This is a genomic window from Dictyobacter halimunensis, assembly GCF_036245075.1.
Map to the genome: position 1 here is coordinate 3,593,702 of NZ_BSRI01000002.1, position 25,660 is coordinate 3,619,361.

23 protein-coding genes are annotated in these 25,660 nt (G+C 55.5%); 16 read left to right on the forward strand and 7 right to left on the reverse strand.

From position 1 onward, the window contains the following. Window positions 1–114: 114 nt before the first annotated feature. The 7 genes from AABA21_RS28910 (at window position 115) to AABA21_RS28940 (ending at window position 7,201) form a co-directional block, all read left to right on the forward strand. Window positions 115–1,416, forward strand: a complete 1,302-nt coding sequence (locus AABA21_RS28910) for an acyltransferase family protein (protein WP_338255567.1) — start codon at window positions 115–117, stop codon at window positions 1,414–1,416. 84 nt (window positions 1,417–1,500) lie between these two features. Next, the gene (locus AABA21_RS28915; protein WP_338255568.1) at window positions 1,501–1,743 is read left to right on the forward strand and encodes a DUF6582 domain-containing protein; all 243 of its coding nucleotides are present in this window, start codon (window positions 1,501–1,503) and stop codon (window positions 1,741–1,743) included. Between the two features lie 415 nt (window positions 1,744–2,158). Next, window positions 2,159–3,223 (forward strand): pyruvate dehydrogenase (acetyl-transferring) E1 component subunit alpha, encoded by a 1,065-nt coding sequence (pdhA, locus tag AABA21_RS28920; RefSeq protein ID WP_338255570.1) that lies wholly within the window; start codon window positions 2,159–2,161, stop codon window positions 3,221–3,223. A 4-nt stretch (window positions 3,224–3,227) separates the two neighbouring features. Further along, window positions 3,228–4,217, forward strand: a complete 990-nt coding sequence (locus tag AABA21_RS28925; RefSeq protein ID WP_338255571.1) for an alpha-ketoacid dehydrogenase subunit beta — start codon at window positions 3,228–3,230, stop codon at window positions 4,215–4,217. A 5-nt stretch (window positions 4,218–4,222) separates the two neighbouring features. After that, on the forward strand, window positions 4,223–5,527 hold the full coding sequence (locus tag AABA21_RS28930; protein ID WP_338255572.1) for a dihydrolipoamide acetyltransferase family protein: 1,305 nt from the start codon (window positions 4,223–4,225) through the stop codon (window positions 5,525–5,527). Between the two features lie 313 nt (window positions 5,528–5,840). Further along, the gene (locus AABA21_RS28935) at window positions 5,841–6,755 is read left to right on the forward strand and encodes a hypothetical protein (RefSeq protein WP_338255574.1); all 915 of its coding nucleotides are present in this window, start codon (window positions 5,841–5,843) and stop codon (window positions 6,753–6,755) included. A gap of 101 nt (window positions 6,756–6,856) precedes the next feature. Beyond that, window positions 6,857–7,201: a hypothetical protein gene (locus AABA21_RS28940; protein ID WP_338255575.1), complete on the forward strand. Its 345-nt coding sequence runs from the start codon at window positions 6,857–6,859 to the stop codon at window positions 7,199–7,201. Window positions 7,202–7,271: 70 nt separating this feature from the next. Here AABA21_RS28940 and AABA21_RS28945 read toward each other — a convergent pair whose 3' ends face one another. Both AABA21_RS28945 and AABA21_RS28950 read right to left on the reverse strand, forming a co-directional pair. Continuing rightward, a complete protein-coding gene (locus AABA21_RS28945) occupies window positions 7,272–8,336 on the reverse strand; it encodes an NADH:flavin oxidoreductase/NADH oxidase (RefSeq protein ID WP_479430364.1) in 1,065 nt (354 codons plus the stop codon). Between the two features lie 340 nt (window positions 8,337–8,676). Further along, window positions 8,677–10,431 carry an aldehyde dehydrogenase family protein gene (locus AABA21_RS28950; RefSeq protein ID WP_338255578.1) on the reverse strand — a complete coding sequence of 585 codons (1,755 nt, stop codon included), beginning with the start codon at window positions 10,429–10,431 and terminating at the stop codon, window positions 8,677–8,679. Window positions 10,432–10,907: 476 nt separating this feature from the next. On the opposite strand from AABA21_RS28950, the gene AABA21_RS28955 reads away from it, so the two are divergent. The 3 genes from AABA21_RS28955 (at window position 10,908) to AABA21_RS28965 (ending at window position 15,285) form a co-directional block, all read left to right on the forward strand. Next, a complete protein-coding gene (locus AABA21_RS28955) occupies window positions 10,908–14,195 on the forward strand; it encodes a S41 family peptidase (RefSeq protein ID WP_338255580.1) in 3,288 nt (1,095 codons plus the stop codon). Window positions 14,196–14,336: 141 nt separating this feature from the next. Beyond that, complete coding sequence (locus AABA21_RS28960) at window positions 14,337–14,552, forward strand: hypothetical protein (RefSeq protein WP_338255581.1); 216 nt, start codon at window positions 14,337–14,339, stop codon at window positions 14,550–14,552. A 163-nt stretch (window positions 14,553–14,715) separates the two neighbouring features. Then, complete coding sequence (locus tag AABA21_RS28965; protein ID WP_338255582.1) at window positions 14,716–15,285, forward strand: DUF4870 domain-containing protein; 570 nt, start codon at window positions 14,716–14,718, stop codon at window positions 15,283–15,285. An 85-nt stretch (window positions 15,286–15,370) separates the two neighbouring features. Here the strand turns inward: AABA21_RS28965 and AABA21_RS28970 are convergent, their stop codons facing one another. Further along, the gene (locus tag AABA21_RS28970; RefSeq protein WP_338255584.1) at window positions 15,371–15,862 is read right to left on the reverse strand and encodes a hypothetical protein; all 492 of its coding nucleotides are present in this window, start codon (window positions 15,860–15,862) and stop codon (window positions 15,371–15,373) included. 805 nt (window positions 15,863–16,667) lie between these two features. On the opposite strand from AABA21_RS28970, the gene AABA21_RS28975 reads away from it, so the two are divergent. Next, window positions 16,668–17,945, forward strand: coding sequence for a S53 family peptidase (locus AABA21_RS28975; protein ID WP_338255586.1), 1,278 nt, complete (start codon window positions 16,668–16,670; stop codon window positions 17,943–17,945). A gap of 4 nt (window positions 17,946–17,949) precedes the next feature. Here AABA21_RS28975 and AABA21_RS28980 read toward each other — a convergent pair whose 3' ends face one another. Next, window positions 17,950–19,716 (reverse strand): WD40 repeat domain-containing serine/threonine protein kinase, encoded by a 1,767-nt coding sequence (locus AABA21_RS28980; protein ID WP_338255588.1) that lies wholly within the window; start codon window positions 19,714–19,716, stop codon window positions 17,950–17,952. Between the two features lie 339 nt (window positions 19,717–20,055). On the opposite strand from AABA21_RS28980, the gene AABA21_RS28985 reads away from it, so the two are divergent. From AABA21_RS28985 to AABA21_RS28995, 3 genes are all read left to right on the forward strand, one after another. Continuing rightward, window positions 20,056–20,358: a GlsB/YeaQ/YmgE family stress response membrane protein gene (locus AABA21_RS28985; RefSeq protein WP_338255590.1), complete on the forward strand. Its 303-nt coding sequence runs from the start codon at window positions 20,056–20,058 to the stop codon at window positions 20,356–20,358. 200 nt (window positions 20,359–20,558) lie between these two features. Continuing rightward, a complete protein-coding gene (locus AABA21_RS28990) occupies window positions 20,559–20,897 on the forward strand; it encodes a peptide chain release factor-like protein (protein ID WP_338255592.1) in 339 nt (112 codons plus the stop codon). An 81-nt stretch (window positions 20,898–20,978) separates the two neighbouring features. Continuing rightward, window positions 20,979–22,475: an outer membrane protein assembly factor BamB family protein gene (locus tag AABA21_RS28995; RefSeq protein WP_338255594.1), complete on the forward strand. Its 1,497-nt coding sequence runs from the start codon at window positions 20,979–20,981 to the stop codon at window positions 22,473–22,475. A gap of 64 nt (window positions 22,476–22,539) precedes the next feature. Here AABA21_RS28995 and AABA21_RS29000 read toward each other — a convergent pair whose 3' ends face one another. The 3 genes from AABA21_RS29000 to AABA21_RS29010 all read right to left on the reverse strand — a co-directional run bounded on the left by AABA21_RS29000 (window position 22,540) and on the right by AABA21_RS29010 (window position 24,317). Further along, window positions 22,540–22,713: a hypothetical protein gene (locus AABA21_RS29000; protein ID WP_338255595.1), complete on the reverse strand. Its 174-nt coding sequence runs from the start codon at window positions 22,711–22,713 to the stop codon at window positions 22,540–22,542. Then, window positions 22,710–23,069 (reverse strand): hypothetical protein, encoded by a 360-nt coding sequence (locus AABA21_RS29005; protein ID WP_338255598.1) that lies wholly within the window; start codon window positions 23,067–23,069, stop codon window positions 22,710–22,712. The genes AABA21_RS29000 and AABA21_RS29005 overlap by 4 nt, the downstream gene beginning before the upstream one ends. Before the next feature lie 294 nt (window positions 23,070–23,363). Further along, complete coding sequence (locus AABA21_RS29010) at window positions 23,364–24,317, reverse strand: aldo/keto reductase (RefSeq protein ID WP_338255600.1); 954 nt, start codon at window positions 24,315–24,317, stop codon at window positions 23,364–23,366. A 245-nt stretch (window positions 24,318–24,562) separates the two neighbouring features. Between AABA21_RS29010 and AABA21_RS29015 the strand changes: the two genes are divergently transcribed. Then, window positions 24,563–24,985 (forward strand): PPOX class F420-dependent oxidoreductase, encoded by a 423-nt coding sequence (locus tag AABA21_RS29015; protein ID WP_338255602.1) that lies wholly within the window; start codon window positions 24,563–24,565, stop codon window positions 24,983–24,985. Between the two features lie 84 nt (window positions 24,986–25,069). After that, window positions 25,070–25,555, forward strand: coding sequence for a DinB family protein (locus AABA21_RS29020; protein WP_338255604.1), 486 nt, complete (start codon window positions 25,070–25,072; stop codon window positions 25,553–25,555). Window positions 25,556–25,660: the final 105 nt, after the last annotated feature.

Genomic DNA, 25,660 nt, shown 5'->3' on the forward strand with positions numbered 1-25,660 from the left:
ATCGAATGTATGCTAGGGTTTTTATATATACCTCTGATAAGGGTTGAGACGAGCCGATAAATGGAGGTGAGCTGGTGAATGTTTTGCAGATATATATGGATGGAGTAGATGGCTTTGATCGCTTTATCAAAAGATGCCCCGAAAAAAAATACGATTACCGTGCTGGATGGAGTGCGTGGCTTTGCCTGCCTGCTGGTAATCTTTTATCATGTGAATATGTTTTCTCGTGTGAAAAACATCTGGAATCTTACAGGTGTGAACAAGGTCTTTGCTGATCTGTCGATCGTTGGTAGCTGTGGCGTAACCCTCTTTTTCGTGCTATCTGGCTTCCTACTATTTTTGCCCTATGCCCGGTCGATGATGTTTCAAGAGTCGTGGCCTTCGATGCGCACGTTTTACATACGGCGCATGTGCCGCATCTGGCCGGGCTACTATGTCGCCCTCATTTTTCTGGTCATCTTTTCCGCCCCGGTCTACCTGCAGATGGACCACTGGGGCCAGCTGGCCCTCTTTCTTACCTTTTTGATGGATTCATCACATCAAACGTATCAGGCGATCAACGGACCCTTCTGGACGCTGGCGGTCGAGTGGCAATACTACATGCTCTTACCCTTTATCGCCCTGGGGATACGCTGGTTTGTCTGGCAAAGTGAGGATAAGTGGAAGGTCGCCACGCTCTTTACCTGCTTGCTGGCGATGATCCTGTGGGGTCTGGTGACGCGCGCCTGGGGACGTTCCTGGGAGATCAATCCGCATCAGCAGTTGTGGGCACCCTCGTATGTGCATGCCGCCATTCGCTTTGTGGTCTATGGTCAGAGCGGAAAATATCTCGAAGACTTCGCTATCGGCATGATAATCTGCGCATGTTATCTCTTAACCCAGCGCCGACCCGAGCAAAAGATGAGTGTGTTTATCAATCGCTATAGCTGGTGCATCTGGCTGACCGGTGTCATCGGATTCTGCTTCATGACCTACTGGTTCGAAACACCTTTCTATGCGGCGCTGGTATCCTATATTGGACCACACAATTGGTTCTATGAGCTCGGTTTCGCCATCAGTTTTGGCCTGTGTATCCTTGGTGTGCTCTTTGGACCTCCGGTGATTACCTGGTTATGGAAAAGCGCGTTGCTGCGCAACATAGGCATGCTCTCTTATGGACTCTATATCTGGCACGAGCCGACGTTATTCTGGTTTATGGATAACGCCTTTCCCTACTTCAATTCCTGGCCCGCGGGAGCTCGCTATGCGTTGTACTGGGTCTGTGTGTTTGGCCTGATAGTGCCTTTTTGTTATCTCATCTATCGCTTTATTGAAGCGCCCGCCGTCCGGCTGGGAGCTTCTTTAACCAGATCCCAAAAAGCTATGCGACCGGTAACCGATCAAACCATCCGGGAAGTGGTGACCATGCAGCCATAGAATGGTAGTTCATCTCATTGCAAGTGTCATTCGTGTAATAAGAAAGTGAGATTGCTTTCTTAATGTAGAGAAAGGAAAGACACTATGGCAGACTTAAGTACGCATAAACGAGATAAGTTAGACGATAACGATTTTGCCTTCCCAAAGGAGCGCAAAGAGCCGCTGACCGATGCTTCGCATGTCAGGAACGCGGTGGCGCGCTTCGACCAGGTGGAAGGGGTCAGCGACTCCGAGAAGGACGAGGCCTGGAAACGTATCAAGCGCGCCGCTAAAAAGTTTGATGTCGACATCAATGAGAAGGACTGGCGCGAATTGCCCAAACGCTAAAGAAGAGCAGCACTGGTTTTTTCTCGCGATGGGTACAGCAGGGTGCGGATGCACCCTGCTGTACCCATCGCGAGAAAAAACCGGTGCGCATCAACATCCTCCAAAAAAAACCTCGATGGATCATATATAGCCAGAGAAATTGGCCTTGTGATATGATAGCGTTTGGCTTGTTCTGGTACTGAATGTCAGTACGAGTAAGAATTTGGTAGCTAGCTAACAGTATCTTCTACCTATTGAGCGGTAACATACCCACAATAGCATGGTAATCTTTTCAATACGTGTTACAATTATGTGGGATATGTCTATTAAAACACTGAGTATTTGGGTACGCACTCCAGATGAGTCAGAGCTACCCTGGATGAAAGCACATTCTCCAACCCCACAAATAGTTACTTAAAGAAAATCAGGAGACATCATGAGTACTGAGCAGCAAAAGCGACCGGATGGACGCGATGCCACCACCACAGATAAGCCTCGTGTCGTCGCGCTGCCTGAAGACGAAAATCGAGAGACGTTGGTAAACTACTATCACCAGATGTTGCTCGTCCGTCGTTTTGAAGAAAAATCGGACGAGATGTACAAGATGGCCCGTATCGGCGGCTATTGCCACTTGAACCTGGGTGAAGAGGCCACTGTTGTCGGATTCTGTGCAGGCTTGGAAGCAAAAGATTACCTTTATACGAATTATCGCGAGCATGGATATGCACTGGGCCGTGGCATCTCTGCGAATGCAGTAATGGCTGAATTGTTTGGCAAAGAAACAGGATGTTCCTATGGTCGCGGTGGTTCTATGCACATGTTTAGTCTGGAACACCGTTTACTGGGCGGCTATGGTATTGTTGGCGGCCAGGTGCCGCTGGCAATTGGCGCGGCATTCGCGGTTGCCTATCGCGGCACTGATGAGGTCGTCGCGGTCCAGATGGGTGATGGCGCGACCAATGGCGGCCCGTTCTACGAGTCGTTGAACCTGGCCAAAATTTACAAGTTGCCGGTTATCTTCTTTGTCGTCAACAACCAGTACGGCATGGGTCTGCCGGTGGAAAAAGGGTCAGCGGTCGCCGAGCTGTATCGTAAGGGCTGTGCCTTCGATGTACGCGGTGAGCGTGTTGACGGTAATGACGTGATCGCGGTACGTGACGCCGTGCGCCGCGCGGCCAAAGTCGCACGCGAAGAACACGAGCCATATATCGTCGAGGCCGTCAGTTTCCGCCATCGTGGACACTCTGTCATCGATCCAGATCGCTATCGCGATGAAGAGCTGGTGCGCCGTGGCCGTGCGCTTGATCCCGTGCCCGCCTTCGCCAAACGCCTGCAGGATGCGAGCCTGATTGACGAGCGGGGCCTGCAAGCGCTTGAGGAGCAGGTCGAGCAAGTGGTAAACGAAGCCGTCAGATTTGCTGAGGAAAGCCCCTTCCCACCGGTTGAGAGTCTCTTCGACCATATCTACGCGTCTGACGAACATTTACAGGAGAGTAAGTAACAAAATGGCCGAAATAAGTTTTCGACAGGCGCTAAACGAGACGTTGCGCGATGAGCTCAAGCGCGACGAAAATGTCTTCTTGATGGGTGAAGAGATTGGTGTATTTGAGGGTTCGTACAAGATCACCGCGGGCTTGCTCAAGGAATTTGGTCCCAGGCGTGTGGTCGACACCCCCATTGCCGAGAATGGTTTTATTGGCATGGCGGTTGGAGCCGCCATGCTGGGTCTGCGGCCCGTGGTTGAGATCATGACCTTCAACTTCATCGCCATGGCTATGGACGAGATCTTGAATCATGCCGCCAAGATCTATTACATGTTCGGCGGGCAGACGCCGGTCCCCATGGTCATTCGCACCCCCGGTGGCGGCGGCCAGCAGCTATCGGCGACCCACTCGCAGAATCTAGAGGCGTGGTTTGCCCACATCCCTGGATTGCATGTCGTTGCGCCCTCTACGCCGGCCGATGCCAAAGGCATGCTGAAAACGGCGATCCGCAACAACAATCCAGTTATTTTTATTGAGCACCTGGGGCTCTACAACACAAAGGGCGAGGTGCCCGCAGAAGACTACCTGGTCCCCTTTGGCAAGGCGAAAGTCTCTAAAGAAGGTACCGACCTGACCGTGATCAGCTATTCGCGTATGGCAGCCATGGCGTTGGACGTGGCCAAACGCCTGGAGCAGGAAAACAAATGGAATGTCGAGGTAGTCGACCTTCGCTCCCTGCGTCCATTGGATAAGGAGACCATCGTCAACTCGGTCAAAAAGACCGGTCGCGCCATCATCTTTGAAGAAGACTGGCGCTCATATGGCATTGGCGCTGAAATTGCCGCGACCATCCAGGAAGAGGCCTTTGATTACCTGGATGCTCCTGTCAAACGCGTGGCCAATGTCGAGGTACCGCTGCCCTATTCCAAGCCCCTGGAGTCAGCTGCCCTGACCGGCGCCAGGCAGCTGTTAGACGCCATCAACGAACTTGCGCCCCGCCGGAGGAGATAAAGAGTATGCCTGAAGTGAATATGCCCCGACTCAGCGATACCATGCAGGAAGGCACCATCACGCGCTGGTTGAAGAAGCCTGGTGATGAGGTAAAGAAGGGCGAAGTTGTTGCTGAGGTTGAGACCGATAAAGCCAATATGGAGATCGAGTCGTTTAGCGCCGGCGTACTGGAGCAGATCCTGGTCGCTGAAGGCGAGACGGCCCCGATTGGTCAGCCTATCGCCATTGTAGGCACTGGCACGAACGTACAGACGCAACAGCAGGCCTCTGGCGTGAAAGCGGCACCCGCGCCCGCTCAAAAAAGCACAGCCGTGAGCGAGCCCAGTAATGGCGTTGCGAGCCAGCCCGCTGTAGAACCCAATCAGGTTTCTCAGAATTCCCGCTCCAATGGTGGGCCGATTAAATCTTCCCCCCTGGCCCGGCGCATGGCTGAAGAGCACGGCATCGATCTCCAGCAGATCAAGGGGACCGGTCCGGGTGGACGTATCGTACGCGACGATATCGAGGACTATATTGAGCAGCAGCGCATGACCCAGGCGGCCCCTCAGACCCAGGCGCCAACGCCCATAGCCGCTCCCGAGGCCGCGGCCGTAGCCGCCGTCCAGCCCCAGGTGTCTACCGAGGATACTGAGGTCGTCACGCTCTCCACGATGCAGAAGACCATCGCGCGCCGCCTGACCGAATCCAAGCAGAGCGTGCCCCACTTCTATATCGGCAATGATATTGATCTCACGGATGCGCTGGAGATGCGCCAGAAGCTCAATGCCAATGCTGGCGAGGGCGGAGTCAAGGTTAGCGTCAACGACCTGATCATCAAGGCCTGCGCCCTGGCTCTGGAGAAGTTCCCTGAGGTCAATGGCTCATATCGCGATGGCCAGTTCTTACTGCACAAGCATATTAATATTGGGATCGCCGTCGATGTACCGGCCGGCCTGGTTGTTCCGGTCATTCGCGACGCCAATATCAAAGGACTGCGCACCATCGCGCGCGAAGCCAAAGCCCTGGTCGCCAAAGCGCAGACGGGCAAGCTCACCCCGGCCGATCTTGATGGCGGCACATTCTCAATATCCAATCTGGGCATGATGGATGTGACAGACTTCGCGGCCGTGATCAATCCTCCGCAGTCAGCCATTCTGGCGGTCGCGGCGGCACGCAAAACCTTTGTCCCCATCGATAATCAGCCAGTCGTCCGTGACATCATGCACGTCACCCTGTCGGCTGATCACCGTATCCTGTACGGCGCCACCGTGGCGCGCTTCCTGCAAGAAGTCAAACGCTTGCTCCAAAACATCTATCTCCTACTCGGCTAAACATTTACTGTCTGTCGAGAAGGACGAAAAACGCTGCCACACCAACGCGTTGGTGTGGCAGCGTTTTTCGTCCTTCTCGACAGACAAATAGGCTATCTTGCATTGAATATGGTGCATTAAAGGGCGCATAAATGCTATTCTTATATATGGTATACAAATCATTACAGCAAATCATTCTACCGATGAAATAGCGTAGATCGGTAGATTATATTTGCTACTGCCGATACATATAGAAGACGTGGCTATGTGTATCATTGCGGGAATATGAAAAGTTTTTGGATCGTGGCATAGGTCGTGAGGGAAAGGAAGCTGTATGTCGTACGATGCATCTCGACAGCAATTTGAGCACATTATCGCCACCATTTTTACCTGTCGCAGTGTTGTCAAGTATAACCTGAGCTTAAGCGAAATGCAGAAGAGCGAGTTGCTGGATGATATCGATTCCGCTCTCGACGTTTTGCGTGCTCAGCTCATTACTACTACATCTCCCGAGCTTGAAAAGGTTTCGGTTTCCCGAGGCCAGGGTAGCAGGATGGTAGTACCTGTGACCGGGGGCGAACCCGCCATCCAGAAGCCAGCAAGCGCCACCAGCGATCAGACATTGCAGGCGCTCTATCGCATGTATCACGTGTACCTGGATACCCAGCAGACCACCAATATCAATACCTTTGTGACGCGCTTTAATGAGATCATGACCATTATCAATGATCTGCAGCGCCTGATCGAGGCCAACTACAGCTCGTATGAAGCCTTTGTCTATCAGATCTCACCCGATGATCCCCTGCAGCGCGTTCGCGTCTTCATCGCGGACCTCTACTATATTTTCATGGAATTCGTGCGGCTGCTTTCGGATGTGTTGCAGCAGAACAATGTACACCTGGATACCGATAAGCTCTCCTCGATGCGTGACGATCTCGATATCAGGCTATTGAGCTCCTATGGCGAGGATTTTGTGGGGGAGCAGACGGGGCCCCACTATGACTTTTCCTCGCTGGCGCAGGTCTATACGAGCCATCAGCAGCTCGATAAGATCAAGCATCTGTCCAGCCAGGTCACCGATACCACGGCCTTTTTAGAGTTTCTGAAAGAGCATATTGGTACCGGCACGCATAAGCGAGACGAGATCGCGGCGCAGATTACCCGCGCCGCGCAGTTGCTGACCGACATGCAGCGTCTACTGCTCGAATATGAGCGAGCGGCCTCATTTTTGCTGCGCCTGGATAGGTAAGTGCCGTGCTTGCGCTTGCGCGTGAAGCGAACTCGGCCGGAGATGAATATTATATACTAGTGGCTACAGATGTTTTGTTTGCGTAGGAGGGAGTTTCATTTATGAATGCAATGGCTATCGGGCACGCGGAACTGTATATCTACCCGGAAAAGGTGACGCCGCAAGATCGTATCTCGTCGGCGCAGCGCGTTGATGTTACGGGCACGCAAGAGCTGTTAGAGGTACTGACCTCGATGCCAGCCGAGACCAGCTTTAGCGTCCTGCTCGTTATCAATGATTGCGTAGTGGGGAATGGCAAGTACTTTATGACGCATGAAACCGTGACGATTCTGCACGAGTATGGGGCCTGCGTCGGCTTCCTGGTGAAGCCGCTGGCGATCCTGCGCGAGGCTCGTCAGGCACACCAGCAGCACTATAGCAGCGGCCAGGATCATGTCCGCGAATAACTCCCGAACATGATCCCGCCTCCGGCTTGTATCCGGAATGTGCCATGACCTGCTCTTCGAGCGGGTAACTTTATAGTTTGGCGCGTTCGTACTGTTTGGGCCAGGCGATGTTGTGGGACAACTCGCGGGCCGCACGCAGGGGCCAGTGTGGATCGCGCAGAAGCTCACGGGCCAGGAAGATCAGATCTGCCCGCTGCTGCTCTAAGATCTGATTGGCCTGCCGGGGCTCGGTAATCAGGCCGACGGCTCCGGTGGGGACGTGTGCTTCGCGGCGAATGGTCTCGGCAAAGGGAACCTGGTAGCCGGGTCCAACCGGGATTCTGGCCTTCTCGACGTTGCCGCCAGACGAGACATCAATCAGATCGACGCCATGTTCGTGCAGGGCGCGGCTGATCTCGACGCTCTCTTCAATCGTCAGGCCGCCCTCGGTCCAATCGCTGGCCGAGATGCGCGCCAGCAACGGCAGTTCGGCGGGCAGCACCTGGCGAATTGCATCGGTCACCTCCAGCAGGAAGCGCATGCGGTTTTGTAGGGAGCCGCCATACTCATCGGTGCGGTGGTTGGAATAGGGAGACAGGAACTCATGGATCAGATAGCCATGGGCGGCATGGATCTCTAGAATCTGGAAGCCCGCCTGCAAGGCCCTGCGAGCGGCCACCTGGAAGCTCTGCACCACCTTCGCGATCTCTTCCTGTGACAGCTCAACCGGCAATGGATAGTTCTGAGCAAAGCGCTGCGCGCTCGGCGCCACCGTCTCCCAGCCACCATCCTCACGCTTTACCTCGCCACTGCCACTCCACGGTCTGAACGTGCTTGCCTTCCTCCCCGCATGGGCTAATTGCATCGCCGGGATAGCTCCCTGAGACTTGATGAATGAGGCGATGCGCGAGAGCATCTCGATGTGCTCATCTTTATAGATACCCAGGTCCTGGGGAGAGATGCGTCCTCGTGCCTCAACGGCGGTCGCCTCGGTCATTACAATGGCCGCGCCACCGACCGCGAACGAGCCCAGATGGACCAGGTGCCAATCGCTGGCAAAGCCATCGGTCGACGAATACTGGCACATGGGGGCTACCGCGATACGATTGCGCAGGGTCAGGCCGCGCAGCGTATATGGTTGAAACAATGGAACGATAGGTTGAGTGTGCTCCTGTTCACCTGATGCAGCATTGTGAGAATTGCTTGCGGGGAGCGTTGCCATATTGAAATACTCCTTGGTTATAGTTGATACCCATGGGGGAAGATGTGTTTTTATACGAGAGCGCCAGAGATGCCATAAGATCTCCTGCCACTTCATCTTTCTCGGATGGAATGATTCTTTGGGTTCTTTAGGTTCTTGAGTTCTTAAATTATTAAGTTCTTTACATACAAACAAGGAAACTGCTGGGCATTATTCCAATCCGTTTATCAGGAGTTGATGCGACCCCACGGATGTACCCATCCGTGGGGTCGCATCAACTCCTGATAAACCTGTGCTATCCGAGTATGGCTGTCTTGACGATGGCGGGCAGTTTGAGCCAGGAGGGGGACTGCTCAAATTGCGTCAGTTGCTTGAAGAGTTTGGGCGCGGAGGCGGCCTGGCTGGTAAACCAGGGAGGTGTTGGCGTGCTGCGGAAGGGGGCGTATACGACGCTTTTCTGGGCGCGCGAGAACATCAGAGAGTTGTGCACAACGTCATTGCCGGACTGGATATCGTAGATTTCATGGCCGGGGAAGGCACCCCAGGTGGTTGATCCCAGCACAAAGCTGGCGCCGGCCCAGTAGTTGACGCCGACGCTGCCATAGTGCAGCTGGGCGATCGCTTTTCCAACGGCTTCCGCAATGGCGGGATCCCGCAGCGAGCGTGGATGGACCAGCAGCGTGGCGTTGAGGGTGCCCCAGAGTTGCTCATTGGCGAATTGCACAGCGCGCTCGATATAGTCGACCACGCTGGCCGCGTCGAGGGCGGTTTCGGCGAAGAGGCTGCAGAACGCCTCGGTGGTAAAGCAGATATCGTCCGCCTGAGCGGCGTCAACGTCCGAGATCAGCGTCCAGGGCAGATCCTGTGGATCGTCTGAGCCACCAAACTCTTCCGCCTCGGGATGGGCATCCACAAAGGCCTGGTAGCGCTGGCGAGCACCTGGATAGTAGGCCTTGCGCGTTGGCAGTCGCGAAAGTACATTACGGATCTGCTGCAGCAATTGCGGACGCTGCGTCCAATCTTTATGCTGGATGATGACGCGGGTGGCGTTGCAGTTATAGCCCGCGTTATTGACGAGCATCGAGGCGATATGTACGGCCTGGTAGTCCATATCTCCCTCACTCCAGGGACCCGGCACCACGATGACGGGACTGACATTGCCCAGTTCGCCTGTTACACGCTTGGTGACCAATGGCTGTCTGGTTGCCTTGCGGGCCACTCCCTCGGGTCCGGGTCCAAAGACGATGGCGTCAAACGTTTTATCGGAGCCTGTGATATGGATCTCATCAATGCTGGGATGCTGGCAGAGGTAGCTGCCTTCCTCGGCCCCTCCGTAGACGATGCGCAGGTAGCCGGCATCGATCAGCGCGTGAAAGGCCTCGGCCATCAAAGGACCCAGGTACGCGTTGACGGGATTGGCCTTGAAGAGCACGACCTGGTTGTCGGTAAATAGTTTGTAGAGCACGTCCAGTGGACCAATGCTGGCGACGTTGCCGGCGCCGAGCACCAGCGCCACCTTGCCCGCCGGGAGGGGCGATTGATAGTTGACCGCCTGGGTTGAGGCCAGCGTCTCGGCTGTCACTCCCGGCTGCATCCATACCTCGGCCTTCACACCCGGAAAGAGGACCTGGTCATAAGGACGGAATGGGAAGACCTGGGCCTTCACCTGGCCGTCGTGACGCGTCCGTACCGGTCCTGGAATGTGCGGGTGCCCATCTTGCTGGATATCGAGCAGCGCCTGGCGCAATTGACGCAGGCTGTGGAGCAGCGCCCACGTGCCGGCTACCCACTCCTCGCCGGCGTAGGGAGAATCCTCCTCCAGCCCTTTGGCCTGCAGGCTGGCCGCCACCCAGCGTGATGCTAATGCCGAAAAATCAGCGATCAGACGATCCACGATGCTGATGCGCTCCGCCACCGGCGTCTGCACCCAGTTGTCTTTTTGCTCAACCAGCACACCAATGGCGCGCTCCATGTCCTCGCGATTGGATGGTGCCAGCGCACTGGTCGCTGTAGGGAATGATGGGCTTCCATGCTGTGTGTTAATCGTCATCGTTTCCTCTCTCCATCACGGGCGGCCACTACGCGGCCGCACTGGTTTTTTATAGTGGTGCATGGGCTGCACATTCGCGCAGCCCATGCACCACTATAAAAAATACTTTGTGAGCTTATTCTATGCCAGCGTCGTTTGGATAGCAACATGTGAATGTATTGCTTATGGTGGTCATAAGGCTGAAGTTAACAATTTCCTGGTGGATGCGCGTTTAATCTATTATAGAGTATGAGAACACGCTTTTTTAATGTGCCCTTCGCACATACCGAGTCGACACGCTTGTTTAGACGATCTGGTCAGTGCTATGTTACAATATAATTCATCCAATAGATGCCGTAACTGGTGCAACCATATTCCGCCTATGCATATTTCAATTATAGAGAGGGCATGGGCATGTCGATAGTGCCTCATTTGTTGAATAGCAAAGCCGTATTACCTATGTCCTCAGTCACCTACACTTCAGGTAAGGAGTCAGCATGCCATCACAGGGTTATGTACGTTTTCCAAACATTTTCCAGGAGCAGATCGTTTTCGTCGCTGAAGATGATCTCTGGTTAGTTTCAGCCGAGGGGGGGCGGGCCGAACGTTTAACCGCAGGGGTTGGCGAGGTAAGATATCCCCATTTCTCTCCGGATGGTCAGTTCATCGCCTTTGTCGGTCGCGAAGAGGGGCCGAGCGAGGTATATGTGATGCCCGCCCAGGGCGGTCCCGCGCAGCGCCTGACCTTCCAGGCCGGTAATTGCCGTGTGCTTGGCTGGTCACCTGATGGGGAAGAGATCCTCTATTCCAGCAACGCCGGTCAGTTCGCGGGACGTTTTGAAGTGATCTATGGGATCAAGCCGAGCGGGGGGATGCCGCGTCAGCTGCCGCTGGGTATGGCCAATGACATCTCTTATAGTAAAGATGGTGGCGTGGTCATCGGGCGCAACGTGAATATTCGTGAGTTTTCTCATTGGAAGCGTTACCGTGGTGGCACGGCCGGTCATCTGTGGTGCGATCGCCAGGGGGATGGCAACTTTAAGCGCTTATTGCAGCTGACTGGTAACGTGGCCGATCCTTGCTGGATTGGTGATCGGATCTACTTCCTCTCAGACCACGAGGGGGTAGGAAACATCTATTCCTGTACGCCTGATGGCGAGGATCTGCGCCAGCATACGCAGCATAGCGATTTCTATGCGCGCCACCTCTCAACTGATGGTACCCGCCTGGTCTATCACTCGGCCGCCGACCTCTACCTGTTTGATCCCCGCAATGAGGAGGTCAAACACCTGGAGATCTCTTTGCCCAGTATCCGTACCCAGCGCAGCCGCAAGTTTGTGTCGGCTGCCAATTACCTTGACTCCTACGCCCTGCATCCACAGGGGCACATGCTGGCACTGACCACGCGCGGCAAGGCCTTCACCTTTGGTAACTGGGAGGGTCCGGTGCTGCAGTATGGTGAGCCCGATGGCGTACGCTATCGCTGCCTGGAATGGCTCGCTGATGGCAAGCGGCTGGTCGCGGTGCATGACGCGCCGGGACATGAAGAGCTGGTTATTTTTTCCTCCGATGGCGCGACGGAGCCACAGACATTCCCCGACATCGATCTTGGCCGCGTCACCGATTTTGTCGTCTCTCCCACCGAGAACGCGCTGGCGATCGCCAATCACCGCAACGAGCTGCTGCTGGTAGACCTGGATCAGGGGAGCTCGCAGGTGCTTGATCGCAGCGACGCGGGCCGCATCGATGGGATTTCCTGGTCGCCCGATGGGGGCTGGATCGCTTATGGCTTTGCTATCTCATCCAATAAGAGTGCAATCAAGCTGTGCAAGATTGAGACGGGTGAGACGCACCAGGTCACCGAGCCTATCCTGGGGGATACTGATCCGGCCTTCGATCCAGAGGGAAAATACCTCTACTTCCTGGGTCAGCGCGTCTTCAATCCTGTGCGCGACAATCTTCACTTTGACCTGGGCTTTCCCCGTGGCGTCAAGCCGTATGTGATCATGTTGCGTAAAGATCTGCGTTCCCCATTTATCCCGGAATCGAAGTCGCCCGATGAGAAGGAGAAGGAGAAGGAGAAGGAGAACGGCAGCGAGAAGAAGACCCAGGAGGAGACCGAGGCTCCAAAGGATGCTGGTCAGGAGAACAGCAAAGAGAAGAAAGATGAGGGAAGCAAAAAGGGTTCGGCCATGACCATCGACCTGGATGGCATCAGCGAGCGTATTCTGCCCTTCCCGGTCGCGGAGGGTCGCTATACCCAGGTGCGCGGCATAAGGGGGAAGGCCCTCTTCCTTTCTCATCCCGTGGAGGGAGCCCTCAATAACTCGCCGCGCCCCAAAGGTATGTTGGAATACTACGATTTTGATAGCTACAAGACCGAGAAGCTCTTTGATGGCGTGGGTAGCTTTGACCTGTCGCGCGATAACAAGGTCCTGGTCTATCGGAGCCAGCAGAAGTTGCGTGTGGTTAAAGCCGGTGAGAAGCCCAAGGTTGAGTCGAATAACGGCGAGCGGGCCAGCCGGGAGAGCGGCTGGATCGATCTGCAACGCATCAAGGTTTCGGTCCAGCCGTTCGCCGAGTGGAAGCAGATGTTCGCCGAGGCCTGGCGCCTGCAGCGCGAGCAGTTCTGGTCCGAGGACATGTCTGGCATCGACTGGGACGGCATCTATCAGCAGTACGCGCCCCTGGTTGAGCGTATCAGCTCGCGCTCAGAGCTCTCTGACCTGCTGTGGGAACTGCATGGAGAACTGGGGACCTCGCACGCCTATGAGATGGGGGGCGATGTACGGCATGGTCCGCATTATCGCCAGGGCTTCCTGGGGGTCGACTGGGCGTATGATTCCGACCAGGAGCGCTATCGCATCGAGCGTATCGTCAAGGGTGATCCGTCCGACAGTCAGACGACCTCGCCCTTTACCAGTCCTGGTTTGAACGTCAAGGTCAATGACGCCGTCCTGGCGATCAATGGGCAGCGTGTAGGACCCAGCCGGGGTCCACAGGAACTGCTGGTCAACCAGGCTGGCAACGAGGTGCAGATCACCATCGAGGACGCGGAGACGAAAGAGACCCGTGTTCTGGTGGTGAAGGCCCTGTCTGGTGAGACGTCGGCCCGCTATCGCGAGTGGGTAGAGAATAACCGGCGCACTGTCCACAAATTATCCAATAATCGTGTCGGCTACATCCATATCCCAGATATGGGGGGCAATGGGTATGCCGAGTTCCATCGCGGCTACCTGTCCGAGTACGATTATCCCGCGCTACTGGTGGATGTACGCTGGAATGGTGGCGGCAACGTCTCTGGCTTGCTGCTTGAGAAGCTGGCGCGTCGCCGTATCGGCTACGACTTCCCACGCTGGGGCCAGCCCGATCCCTATCCCGGCGAGTCGCCACGGGGTCCAATGGTCGCGCTGACCAACGAGCACGCTGGCTCGGATGGAGACATCTTCAGCCATAGCTTCAAGCTAATGGGCCTTGGTCCCTTGATTGGAAAGCGCACCTGGGGTGGTGTCATCGGCATCCATCCCCGCCACAAACTGGTAGATGGAACGGTAACCACGCAGCCTGAGTTCTCATTCTGGTTCAAGGACGTAGGCTGGAACGTCGAGAACTACGGCACCGATCCAGATATCGAAGTAGATATCGCGCCGCAGGACTTTGTGCGCGAGGCTGATCCGCAACTTGAGCGGGCGCTGGCCGAAGCCCTGCGCCTGGCCGACGAGTATCCGACCCTCGAACCCAAACCCGGCGAGCGCCCCCGCCTGGGCCGACTCAACAACCACTGATCCCCTTCCCATCTAAAAAGAGGGCCACCCGCCATACAGCAGGTGGCCCTCTTTTTTATTTCTTTTCTCATGAAATCGGCTGCATCCATGCGCCACAATGCACAGCAATCCATAATATGTTGGTGCGACGAAGGCATCCCCATGCGTCACAATGCACAGCAGTCCATTGAGTTAGTGCGACAGGTGCGCGCATCTTTGCTTTCAGCACAGCAATCCATAGAGTGTTGGTGCGACGAAGGCATCCCCATGCGTCACAATGCACAGCAGTCCATTGAGTTGGTGCGACAGGTTCGCGCATGCGCGCACCTGTCGCACCAACTCAAAAAACCGGGCGGCCGCGCAGCGGCCGCCCGCTAGGCGCTCACGCGCCCGTAAAAAGTGTGTCTGACACCCACCACCTTGCGACAAATTTGTGACAAATTTGCGATAATTTCTCCACATTTCAATTTTATACTGTGATCAATGAACAATGAGAAATTTGAATAGCAATAATCACTTGATGGGAAAAGGAGCAGTTCTCATGCAGCAATCATATCGTCCTATCCATGAAGATATGCAGCAGGAACAACATCATAATACCTATACGACCGGTTATGGAGCGCCCCGGCCAGATCCTCAGCGCTACGAGCAGCAGTTTTACAGCGGCCAGCCTGGCAATCAGGCCAGTGGACCCGGACAACCCGTTTATATCGCCACCCCGCTGTTTAATTTTGCGTTTATGCACCAGGGGCCAACAGCTGAAGCCAAACTGGCCGCCGTTGCCAGCTACCTGGTTGGTTGGCTGACCGGCATGCTCCTGCTACTCTTCGTCAAAGAAAATCGCTTTATCCGCTTCCATGCCATGCAATCGCTGCTATTCTTTGGCGGCTACACGGTCTTCTTTGTCGCTTTTGTACGCATCATTGAAGCGCACATCTTCTTCCTGAGCGGCTTCGCCATTTTTGCCTTTGTATTGATGCACATCATCGCCGCCATCGGCTGGTTTGTCGGGGTGATCAGCGCCATGAGCGGGAAATCGACCAAACTCCCATTCGTTGGTGACTGGGCTGAGCGCTTCGTCAACAACGGTCCTCCAGGGACCGTAAAGTAAATTATGCAGATGTCATGTAAAAGGGCACCAGCGTGCAGTGCACGCTGGTGCCCTTTTACATGACATCTGCATATATGTATTTTTCTTATGCGTTGGTTTCGATCTGCCAGATGTGGCTGAAGGAGGCGGCGGCATTGGTGATGATCAGGCCGGGCTGGGCTGTGCGGGCCGGTTCATTGATGGACAGGACGTGTGTGCCGTCCAGGTGAATGTGGATCTGCTCCTGCTCCTGTATGAGGCGCAGGGTGTGCCATGCGGCGAGATCAAAGTTTTCCGGCAGCGCAACGACGCGGTTGATGACCGGGTCAATATCGGTGCTCTCTACAGCCAGCACCCAGTGCTCTTGCTGCTTGAGCAGGTGGACAAAAATTTTGTACTGTTCGCTATATTGGGCCAGGATGCCAAGGGTGGCTACGACCCCCTCTTTATGCTCATCCAGGCGCATGGTGGCGCCAAATTCGAAGCGCTCCAGCGGCGAACCTTTCAGTATTGTGCGCTCTCCATAAGAGAACTCTGCCTGTACGAGTGTATCTTCCTGTACGTGCCAGTTTGAAACAAGGGTTTGATCTGCAATCATTAGTATTTTTTCCATCCTGATTGGTATATCTGGTATATAACTAGTGTTTTGCTAATGCTTTGTCAAACTTCGTTTGATGGATTGTTCGCCCGCTACGCGGGCGAGAGGGGAGGCGTTGCCGGGGGCACCGCCCCCGAGCCCCCGGTCAAGGGGCTAGCCGCCCCTTTGCATCCCCGCTTCCCCATCAATTGAATGCTGACAGAGCACTTGACGTAATAAAAATCATCACAAAGGATCGATCAGGCAAACGCCACTGCAGGCTACCTGACCATGGCCGATAAAGAGAGAGATTATGTCTGGAGTGGTATCTCGGGTGCCTTATGGGTGATAAGGCATGGACGCGTGATTACCAGGACATTGATTAATAAAAAAGAAAAGGAGCCGAGTGGAACTCTAGCATACCTGGTTTTGTAATGTCAAATGCTGTTATTACCGAAGTACCGCATCATTGCCCGCTCTCGGCGTGGGTTTAAGAGGGTCTACCGGCCTGTATATAGGTGCCAGCATGCCCAGGAATAGCAGGACTTTTGTCCCTTCTGTATATGAAAACGCCTATCCTCCCCTCTGTTATTCCCAAATATAGATCGAAGAAAATGAAACAAGGAATGGAGTCTAAGGGGCCAGTCTATATAATGACCTTAAGAGAAATTGCGATGGATAATACGTTTGTGCCAATAAAGCGTATTGTACGGTAGAAAGGATATATGTAGTGAGGGAATCCATGCAATATATTTCACGTCTCAATCGATCATGGTTACTTTTATTGGTCTTACTGTGTTGCGCGACCCCATTGATGGGGGCATCTATGCAGCCGCATGGTGTGTCGGGTGCGCTGACGCATATCGCCGGGGGCCGGCACCTTATGCGGTGGAGGTTAAAGACGCCTCCGGTGGATGAGGATTGCCGCACGCAGATGCAGCTCTCATGTTATAGTCCCAATGAGATTCGCACCGCCTACGGCTTGAATAGTCTGCTCAATGCAGGTTTTATCGGGACCGGTCAGACGATCGTTATCATCGATTCGTTTGGCAGTCCCAATCCTCTCAAAGATCTGAAGCGTTTCGACGCCGACTACGGGCTGCCTGATCCGCCATCGTTTCAGGTATTTCACCCCCTGGGCACGGTAAAATTTGATCAGAATAATAGCGATATGGTAGGTTGGGAGCAGGAGACGAATCTGGATATCCAGTGGGCCCATGCGCTGGCACCGGGTGCCGGCATCGTGCTACTGACCAGCCCCGTTTCGGAAACGCAGGGCGTGCAGGGGTTGCCTGAGTTCCTCAAGCTGGAGAAATTCGCCCTGGATCATCACCTGGGCACCATCTTCTCGCAGAGCTGGGGAGCGACGGAAGAGACCCTTTTTACGCCCGAGGGCAAGAAGGTGATGAAGGATTTTGACGACTTTTACCGCAAGGCGACCATGCAGCACGTGACCTTCCTGGCCTCGGCGGGTGATAGCGGCTCGGCCAATCCGGATGTCAACGGCAACAACTATCCCTTCCCGACGGTTGGCTTCCCGGCGGATTCGCCGTGGGTGACCGCGATCGGCGGCACCAGTCTATATGCCGATACTTCCGGCAACTATCAGCGTGAAACGGTCTGGAATGAGGGCGCGGGCAGCGCGACCGGTGGTGGCTATAGCAAGATCTACCGGGAGCCTTTTTTCCAGAAGCAGCATCTGTCGCCGTTACTGTCCGGTCAGTCGCATGGTTATCGTGGTATCCCCGATGTCTCCTTCAATGGCGATCCGACCACCAGCGTGCCCGTCTACCTCAGCTTTATGCCCGATCCCGGCTATTACATGTTTGGCGGGACCAGCGCGGGGGCTCCGCAGTGGGCGGGCCTGGTCGCGGACGCCAATCAGATGGCGGGACATTCGCTGGGATACCTGAACGATACGCTCTACAAGATCGGCAGCAATCCCACGCTCGCCAGCCAGGCGTTCAACGATATCACGGTTGGCGATAACAAGCAGGATAAGATAGGCGGCTTTAGCGCGGGTCCGGGCTGGGATGCCGTGACCGGCTGGGGCACGCCCAAAGCGGGCTTCCTTGTTCCGCTACTGGCCCAGCCTCCCCAGTAGAGGATTAATGCGGGTCGTTTTTGATCTGCCAGACCTGGACGGAGCCGTTGCCGTTGGCCGACACCACATGCGTGCTGTCGGCCAGCCAGGTAATGGCGTAGGCCGAGGACGGGCGCACCTGGTGGACCAAGGCATTGCCCGCCGTGCTGGCGTCCCAGATGTGTACCTGCTGATCTTTGCTGGCGGACGCAATCCATGCGCAATCGGGGGACCAGAGCACGCTGCCGATCCAGTTGCTATGACCTCGATACTGGCAGAGCAGGTGACCCTTGTTCAGCGGCTCCCAGACCTGGACCGTGTTGTCCTCACCGGCTGAGGCGATGCGCGTCCCCTGGGTTGACCAGTGGATAGCGCGCACCCAGCTGGGATGGCCGCGATAGCTGAAGAGCTTCTTCCCCGACTGGCAATCCCAGATGTGGATATCGTGCCAGGCGCCCGAGGCGATCACCTTCCCATTGGGCGACCAGGCTATGGCGCGTACCCAGTGTGAATGGCCGGGATAGCGCAGCTGGAGCTGCCCGCTATGGGCGTCCCAGATGTGAACATGATTATCGGGTCCGTTGCTGGCCGAGGCCAGGTACTGGCTATCAGGGGACCAGGCCAGCGCCATGATCATACCGGCGTGACCGCTGTAGATCGCCTGGCACTGACCAGTGCGGCTATTCCATATGTGGATTGTTCGATCCAGGCTGGCGGAGGCGATCCAGCGCCCATCGGGCGACCAGGCGATGGTGGTAACGCTGCTCACGTGTTCTTTATAGAGAAGTGTACTATCTCCTGTCGTGGCCCCACGTACCTGGATGGTTCGTTCGCGGCCCCCACAGGCAAAGCGGCGCTTATCGGGCGACCAGGCGACGGCATAGATGACGTTGCCGCTGCCCGACTCCGTGGTGGGCGCGTGCTCACCGGGCAGGTCCGGCTCGGCGGCCGACAGCGAGGGGAGCAACGTTATATTCTTTTCCGCCAGGTAGGTCTCCTCCAGCGTACGCGCGAAATCATGCACGCTGCTAAAGCGCAGGTGTGGCTCTTTTTCCAGCGCGCGCATGATGATGGCCTCCAGCGCCGGCGTGATCGCGGGCGCGCCTTCAGTTAGCGAGGTAGGGCGCGTAAAGGCGTGCTGCACGACCAATTCCTCATACGTGCCGTTGAAGGGACGTCGGCCGCTGAGCCACTCGTAGGCCATGATCGCCAGGGCATATTGATCGCTGGCGGCCTGTGGCTTGCCCCTGGCCTGCTCGGGCGCCATGTACGCGATCGTCCCGGACACATCGCGCAACTGGTTATGCGACGAACTTTGGCTGACGATGGCCAGGCCAAAATCGCTCAATAGCGCCTCGTCATTGCGGCCCAGCAGGATATTCTCGGGCTTGATATCGCGGTGAATCAGTCGTGCCTGGTGAGCGAAGTACAGCGCGCTGGCGATCTGCTTGACCAGGGTCACGACCATGTTCGCTGGTAAGCGAGAGCCTTTCGGGTAGCGTTGTCGGAGCGAACCGTGAGGAGCATAGCTCATGACCAGAAACGGCATGTCGTCTTCCACCCCGAAATCGAGGACGCGTACAATATGAGGATGTTCTAGCTGGGCGATGATCCGCGCCTCCTGCCGGAAGTGCTCAACCTCATCGGGCGAGAGACGGGTATCAAGGATCTTGATCGCGGCACACGTGCCCAGATAAATATGTTCGCCTAAATAGACATCAGCAAAGCCCCCATGTCCGAGTAAACGGGTGAGGCGATAATGTCCGATCTGTTGACCGCTGCGGTCGGGCATACACAAACTTCCCAGGATGAACAACTCCCTTGTTCTTCAGCGCAACTGCTGTATACTACTTATCCTAATTTTAGGGGGGCAGCATACGACTGTCAAGGTAGGTTTTTCATCTAATCTTTTTAATGTTCTAAGTGAATAAGCTAAAGTGCCTTTAGAAAGCTGAGAGTAAATTTAAAAAATACTTAACCCGTTGGTGTGAGCTCGCAAAAGTGTATCCTCTCTTGTTATGGCAATCGTATATAACTCAGAACGGAGAGAACATAAAAAATAAACAACTCTCCATCTTGAATCATTGTTAGTTAGTCTTGACATGTTTTTACACTGAAGGAGATAAAGATCATGGTAGCTGCAAGTTTAATGACATTCGCTGCATTGAATGCTGGCGCTATTATCTGGTGGTTAGTAGTTGGCCTGATTGCTGGCGCTCTGGCCAGTCTGGTTATGCGCGGCGGCGGTTATGGTATCGTCGGTGACATCATTGTTGGCCTGGTTGGCGCCCTGGTAGGTGGTTTCCTGGCTAGCCTGATCGGCCTTGGTAGCAGCGGCTTCGTTGGTTCAATCATCATCGCGTTCATCGGCGCTTGTATCTTCATCGCCATCCTGCGCGCGATCTCTGGTGGCACACGCCGCAGCACCCTATAACAGGGTCACGGCGCGAACAGACAGACAGAGGATCAAGCAAATAAGCTAAAAATCCTTTACAGCAACTCCCCGACTGACATTATCAGCCGGGGAGTTGCTGTTTTACGTGGTAATTGGTATGCAAATGGTGCTTTTTGGACTATGATAGAGGCAAGAGGCTGTGGTGGGTAAAATAATGATGAGAAGAGTGAGTATTCAAAGTGTATCCTACTGACCGAGAATCGCTTGAGCGAGATTGTGATTTAGAATTTTTTATTGGCAGTGGCCCAGGGGGACAACATCGTAACAAGGTCGAATCGGGCGTGCGTCTGACGCACCGGCCGACTGGCCTGGTGGTGACCGCGACCGAGCGGCGCTCACAGCACACCAATCGCGACATCGCGTTTGAACGCATGGCGCAGCGCCTGCAGGAGCTGCAGCGACCCCGTGTGCTGCGTAAGGCTACGCGTCCTACCCTGGGCAGCCGCGAACGGCGCCTGGGGAGCAAGAGGCTGCAGAGCCAGCGCAAGCAGATGCGCTCAAAACCCCTTCATGACTAGTAAATATCAGCAGTGATAACCGTGTCTATAGCATAGATCAAAAAAGCCTTTTACAGCATGGCCGAAGGAGTTATTTTGCTAATGTTGTGGGAATGTCTGTTCCTCTGTCTGGCAAGCGCGGGATGCATTTTGGGGTTCTCCGGTTGGAGGGGAGACCGGGAGAAGTTAAGCCGGGGCAAGCCCGGCACGTACATGGGGGTGTTGTGTTTGGTGGCGGTTCTGGTGGCGGGTTGTGATCGTGGTGGGGGGAATTCGACGCAGGCCAACAATACCAGTTCTACTCCTGTTACTACGAAGACGGCGGACGCATTGCCGTCGACCTCTCATACCTGGGATGACTGGTTTGTCTATCACCATGACGCGGCGCATGCCGGCTATCTGCCGTCGGTCCCTGATGCGCAGCATCTGTCACAGGCCTGGAAGACAAAGCTGGATGGCGCCGTCTATGCCGAGCCACTGATGGTTAAAAGCCACGTCATCGTCGCCACCGAGAACGACACCATCTATTCGCTTGATCCCCAGACCGGCAAGGTTGGTTGGCAGACCAATGTTGGCACCCCTGTGCAGCGCTCTACGCTGCCGTGTGGCGACATTGATCCACTGGGCATCACCGGTACCCCTGTGTATGATCCTGATAGCGGCCTGATTTTCGCCGTCGCCGAGATCAGTGGTCCGCAGCATATCCTGGTCGGCATCAATGCTGATTCGGGCAAGGTGCAGATGAGGCGCATGGTCGATGTCGGGGGGATGGACCCTACGGTAAACCAGGAGCGAGCGGCCCTGGCGGTCGCCAATGGGCAGGTGTATATCGCCTATGGTGGCCTGGCCGGTGATTGCGGCCAGTATATCGGTACGGTGGTCGCGGCCCGCACCAATGGGCAGGGAGGACTGATCTTCTACCGCGTCCCCACCACCCGCGAAGGCGGCATCTGGACGCCGCCCGGACCAACCATCGACAAGGACGGGAACGTTTTTGTCTCAGTTGGCAATGGTGAGCAGACCAGTGGAGATTGGGATCACAGCGACTCGGTATTGCGCCTGTCCCCGCAATTGAAGCTGATGGATGCCTTCGCGCCGCAGGACTGGCAGGACGAGAACAGTCACGACACGGACCTTGGCTCTATGGGTCCTCTGCTGTTGCCCAATAATCAGCTGTTTATCTCCGGCAAATCAGGCAAGGGATACATCTTACATGCCAACGCGCTGGGTGGCGTCGGCGGCCAGATCTCTGAAACGCAGATCTGTGACGGCCAGGCCATGGGCGGGGGAGCAACGGTGGGTACGCAGATCCTGGTCCCCTGTAATGACGGCGTGCGCCGCGTAACGGTCAGCTCGGATGGCCATCTCTCTGTCGATTGGCACATATCCGATATGAAACTGCCGCCCATCATTGGCAGACATACCGTCTATGGCCTCGATACCGGCGGCACCCTCTACGCGGCTGACCTGGCCAGCGGCAAAGTACGCACTAGCATCAGCCTCTCCGAAGAGGTCCCACATTTTGCTACCCCGACCCTCTCCGGTCGCACCCTGTTCATCGGCACCATGAACGGCGTCGCCGCCGTATCATTAAGCTAAATAAGGTATAGACATAAAAAGTCGGACGCGTTGCGCGTCCGACTTTTTATGTCTATACCTCTATTTACTTTTCGGCGTCGATGTTTTGTTCAACCCAGAGCATAATCTGCTTGTATGAGATCTTGTTTTGCGACATCAGGGGCCGGATGGCGGGATGGCGCGTGATCTGGTCGATGAGGCGATCACGATTCTCGGGTGCCAGACTCGCGGGATACTGGGCGCTGGCATTCTCGATCATCTCCTGGATAATCTGTTGCGCGATCGTTGCGGGCGCGACGCTAGGGGCCGGGGCAGTAACGGGCTGGGACGGCTCCTGCGGGGAGGGGGAGTGACAGGCGCGGCGGCCGCCACTGGCGCGGCCGGGGCGGCCGGGGCGGCGCTGGCTTGAGGTGTGGCCACCGCCGGTGGAGCCGCCACAGGCGCCTGGGCACCAGCACCGGCTGGCGGATTGACCTCGTTCAACCACTGCTGTAGCTCGCGTACCTGCTGCGCATCCAGCTGCAGGGGACGTAACAGGGTCGGAGCCTGAATCTGCAGCGCTCCCTCTTCATCGAGATTGACCGAATACATGCCAAGCTGTTTTTTACTCCTCATCGCGGTGTCCTTTCTTATCGCTACTGTCCAGACGCAGGGCTGCTTCATTTTGGAAAATAGAAGAGATTGTGAGATCCAGGCTTGTATTGTCAAGCCTGGATCTCATCTTTCCGCTTATCGTACCATATAACCGATGCTATTTCCAAAGGGTTTTTAGCGGTGTCCTTTTTTCTGTGCGGTGCTGCCTACGGCAGCAAAAAATATCGATAGTGATGTTGGGAAATGGGTGAACCGCACCCATTTCCCAACATCACTATCGATAACCAGAGCTTCAAGCCGGGACAAGCCCGGCACCTACGATGCGCTGACCTGATCGAGGGCTTCTCCTTCTTCCTGGGTGAGGCGGAGGGAGACCGATTGGAGCATTTCTCTGGTCTGCTCTACGGAGGTGGCGCTGGCGATGGGGGCGGTGATGCCGGGGCGGCTAATGATCCAGGCCAGGGCGACCTGCGCGATGGTGGCGTCGTGCTCATGGGCGATGCGTTCGATCTGGTCGAGCACTTTGAAGCCTTTCTCATTCATATAGTTTTTCTGGATGCCCTGGGCGCGCGGCGTGGACGGGAGATCCTGTCCGGAGCGATACTTGCCGGTTAAGAAGCCGCTGGCCAGCGATGAATAGGTGATGACGCCGATCTCTTGCTCCAGGCAGAGGGGCTCAAGCTCACTTTCATAGGTGGCGCGGTTGAGCAGGTGATAGGGTGGTTGAATGCACTCGTAGCGACCATAGCCCTGCTGCAGGCTTACCCTTAACGCGGTGGTGAGCCGCGCGGCTGTGTAGTTGGAGGCCCCGATATAGCGTACCTTGCCAGCTTTGATCAGATCATTGAAGGCCTCAAGCGTCTCCTCCAGGGGCACGCTTTCGTCATCGCGATGGGCCTGGTAGAGATCGATATAATCGGTCTGCAGGCGGCGCAGCGAGTCTTCGATGCCCTGCATGATATGCTGGCGCGTGAGGCCCTGCTCTCCATTGCCCATGCGTGAGCCGACCTTGGTAGCTATAATCATCTGCTCACGATTCTTGCGCTGCTTGAGCCACTTTCCCAGGACCTCCTCGGACTCGCCACCGCTATGGCCGGGGATCCAGGCGGAATAGACATCGGCGGTATCCACGAAATTGCCACCACCCTCCACAAAAGTATCCAGCACACTGAACGAGGTCGGCTCATCACAGGTCCAACCAAACACATTGCCGCCCAGACAGAGGGCCGAGACCTCTAGATCTGTACGCCCAACTTTCCGCGTAATCATACGATATTTCCTTCCTTTTATTACACCAACTTCTCTATACATATTATTACATTCCACGGAACCTTTGTGGGGACCCATTCAAATTAGGGGTATCATTTGGGGCGAGATGTCCTCCACGAGGAGCCGAACCGGCCGGGTACGTTGGCCGCAATCGCTGTCGCTCGCGGCCGATCAGTAGAATGGTAGAATGATGGCAGTGATACGATGTTTGTGGATTATTTGTGAGCATGAAAGAAGGTAGCGTTATGGTTGCATTGAGTGCGGAATGTCGTGCATTTTTAAGTAAAGATACGCGCACCGGAAAGCTGGCCACAGTGCGCGCGGATGGTCGTCCGCATATCGCCCCGATCTGGTTTGTGGTGGATGGCGATACGCTGGTCTTCAATACCGGGCGTTCAACCGTCAAAGGGGCCAACCTGCTGCGCACGGGACGCGCGGTGCTTTGCGTCGATGAGGAGGCTGTCCCCTATGCTTTCGCGACGATCGAGGGGACCGTTGAGTGTTCTGAAGATCTACCAGAGGTCAGGAAGTGGGCCACAAAGATCGCCGCGCGCTATATGGGCGAGGACCGGGCGGAGGAATATGGGGCGCGCAACGGTGTTCCGGGCGAGTTGCTGGTACGACTGACGCCCACAAAGGTGATTTTCCAGCAAAATATTTCAGATTAGGCAAACGTGGATAGTAGAAACGAAACTTCGAGCTGATCAGTAATATGAACATAGGAAGTTATTGAAAAGATTGGAGAATGTCTTATGTCTGCGACCCAAACATTAGAGAACAGTCATCTAACAGTTATTCAGGCGTTGGATGACCTGCCGGAGCCAATGTGGGATATGCCGGGTGTCAGTGGAGAATGGACTGCCAAAGATGTTGTCGCCCATCTGACATCCTGTGAGCTTTTGTTGATCGATGTGTTCCAGACGGCGCACGGTGAGAAGCCATCGCCCTATCTTTTGCGCTGGGCCAATGATATGCAAGCATTTAACGAAGAGACCGTTGGGGCACGGCGCTACCAGACGGCGCAGCAGGTCATGAATGAGTATCAGGACGCGCAGGTCAGGTCGAGCGATGCACTGGCCTCCCTGCCAGCCGAACTGGTCGAGAAGAAAGGCGTCCTGAGCTGGTATAAAACGGGCGAGGCCAGCATCGCCGACCTGGTGGAGGGGTTTTCCCGGCACGCCGAGCGGCACTGCCAGCAGATCATAGCGTTCCGCGCCGCCAACAAACAATTGGAATAACCCCCTACCCCCCATCGTAGGTGCCGGGCTCGCCCCGGCTTGGAGCTCCGCGACCCGGTGCCCGGCCGTCTACGTCCCCTCAAATACGTGACCACCGCCATCAAA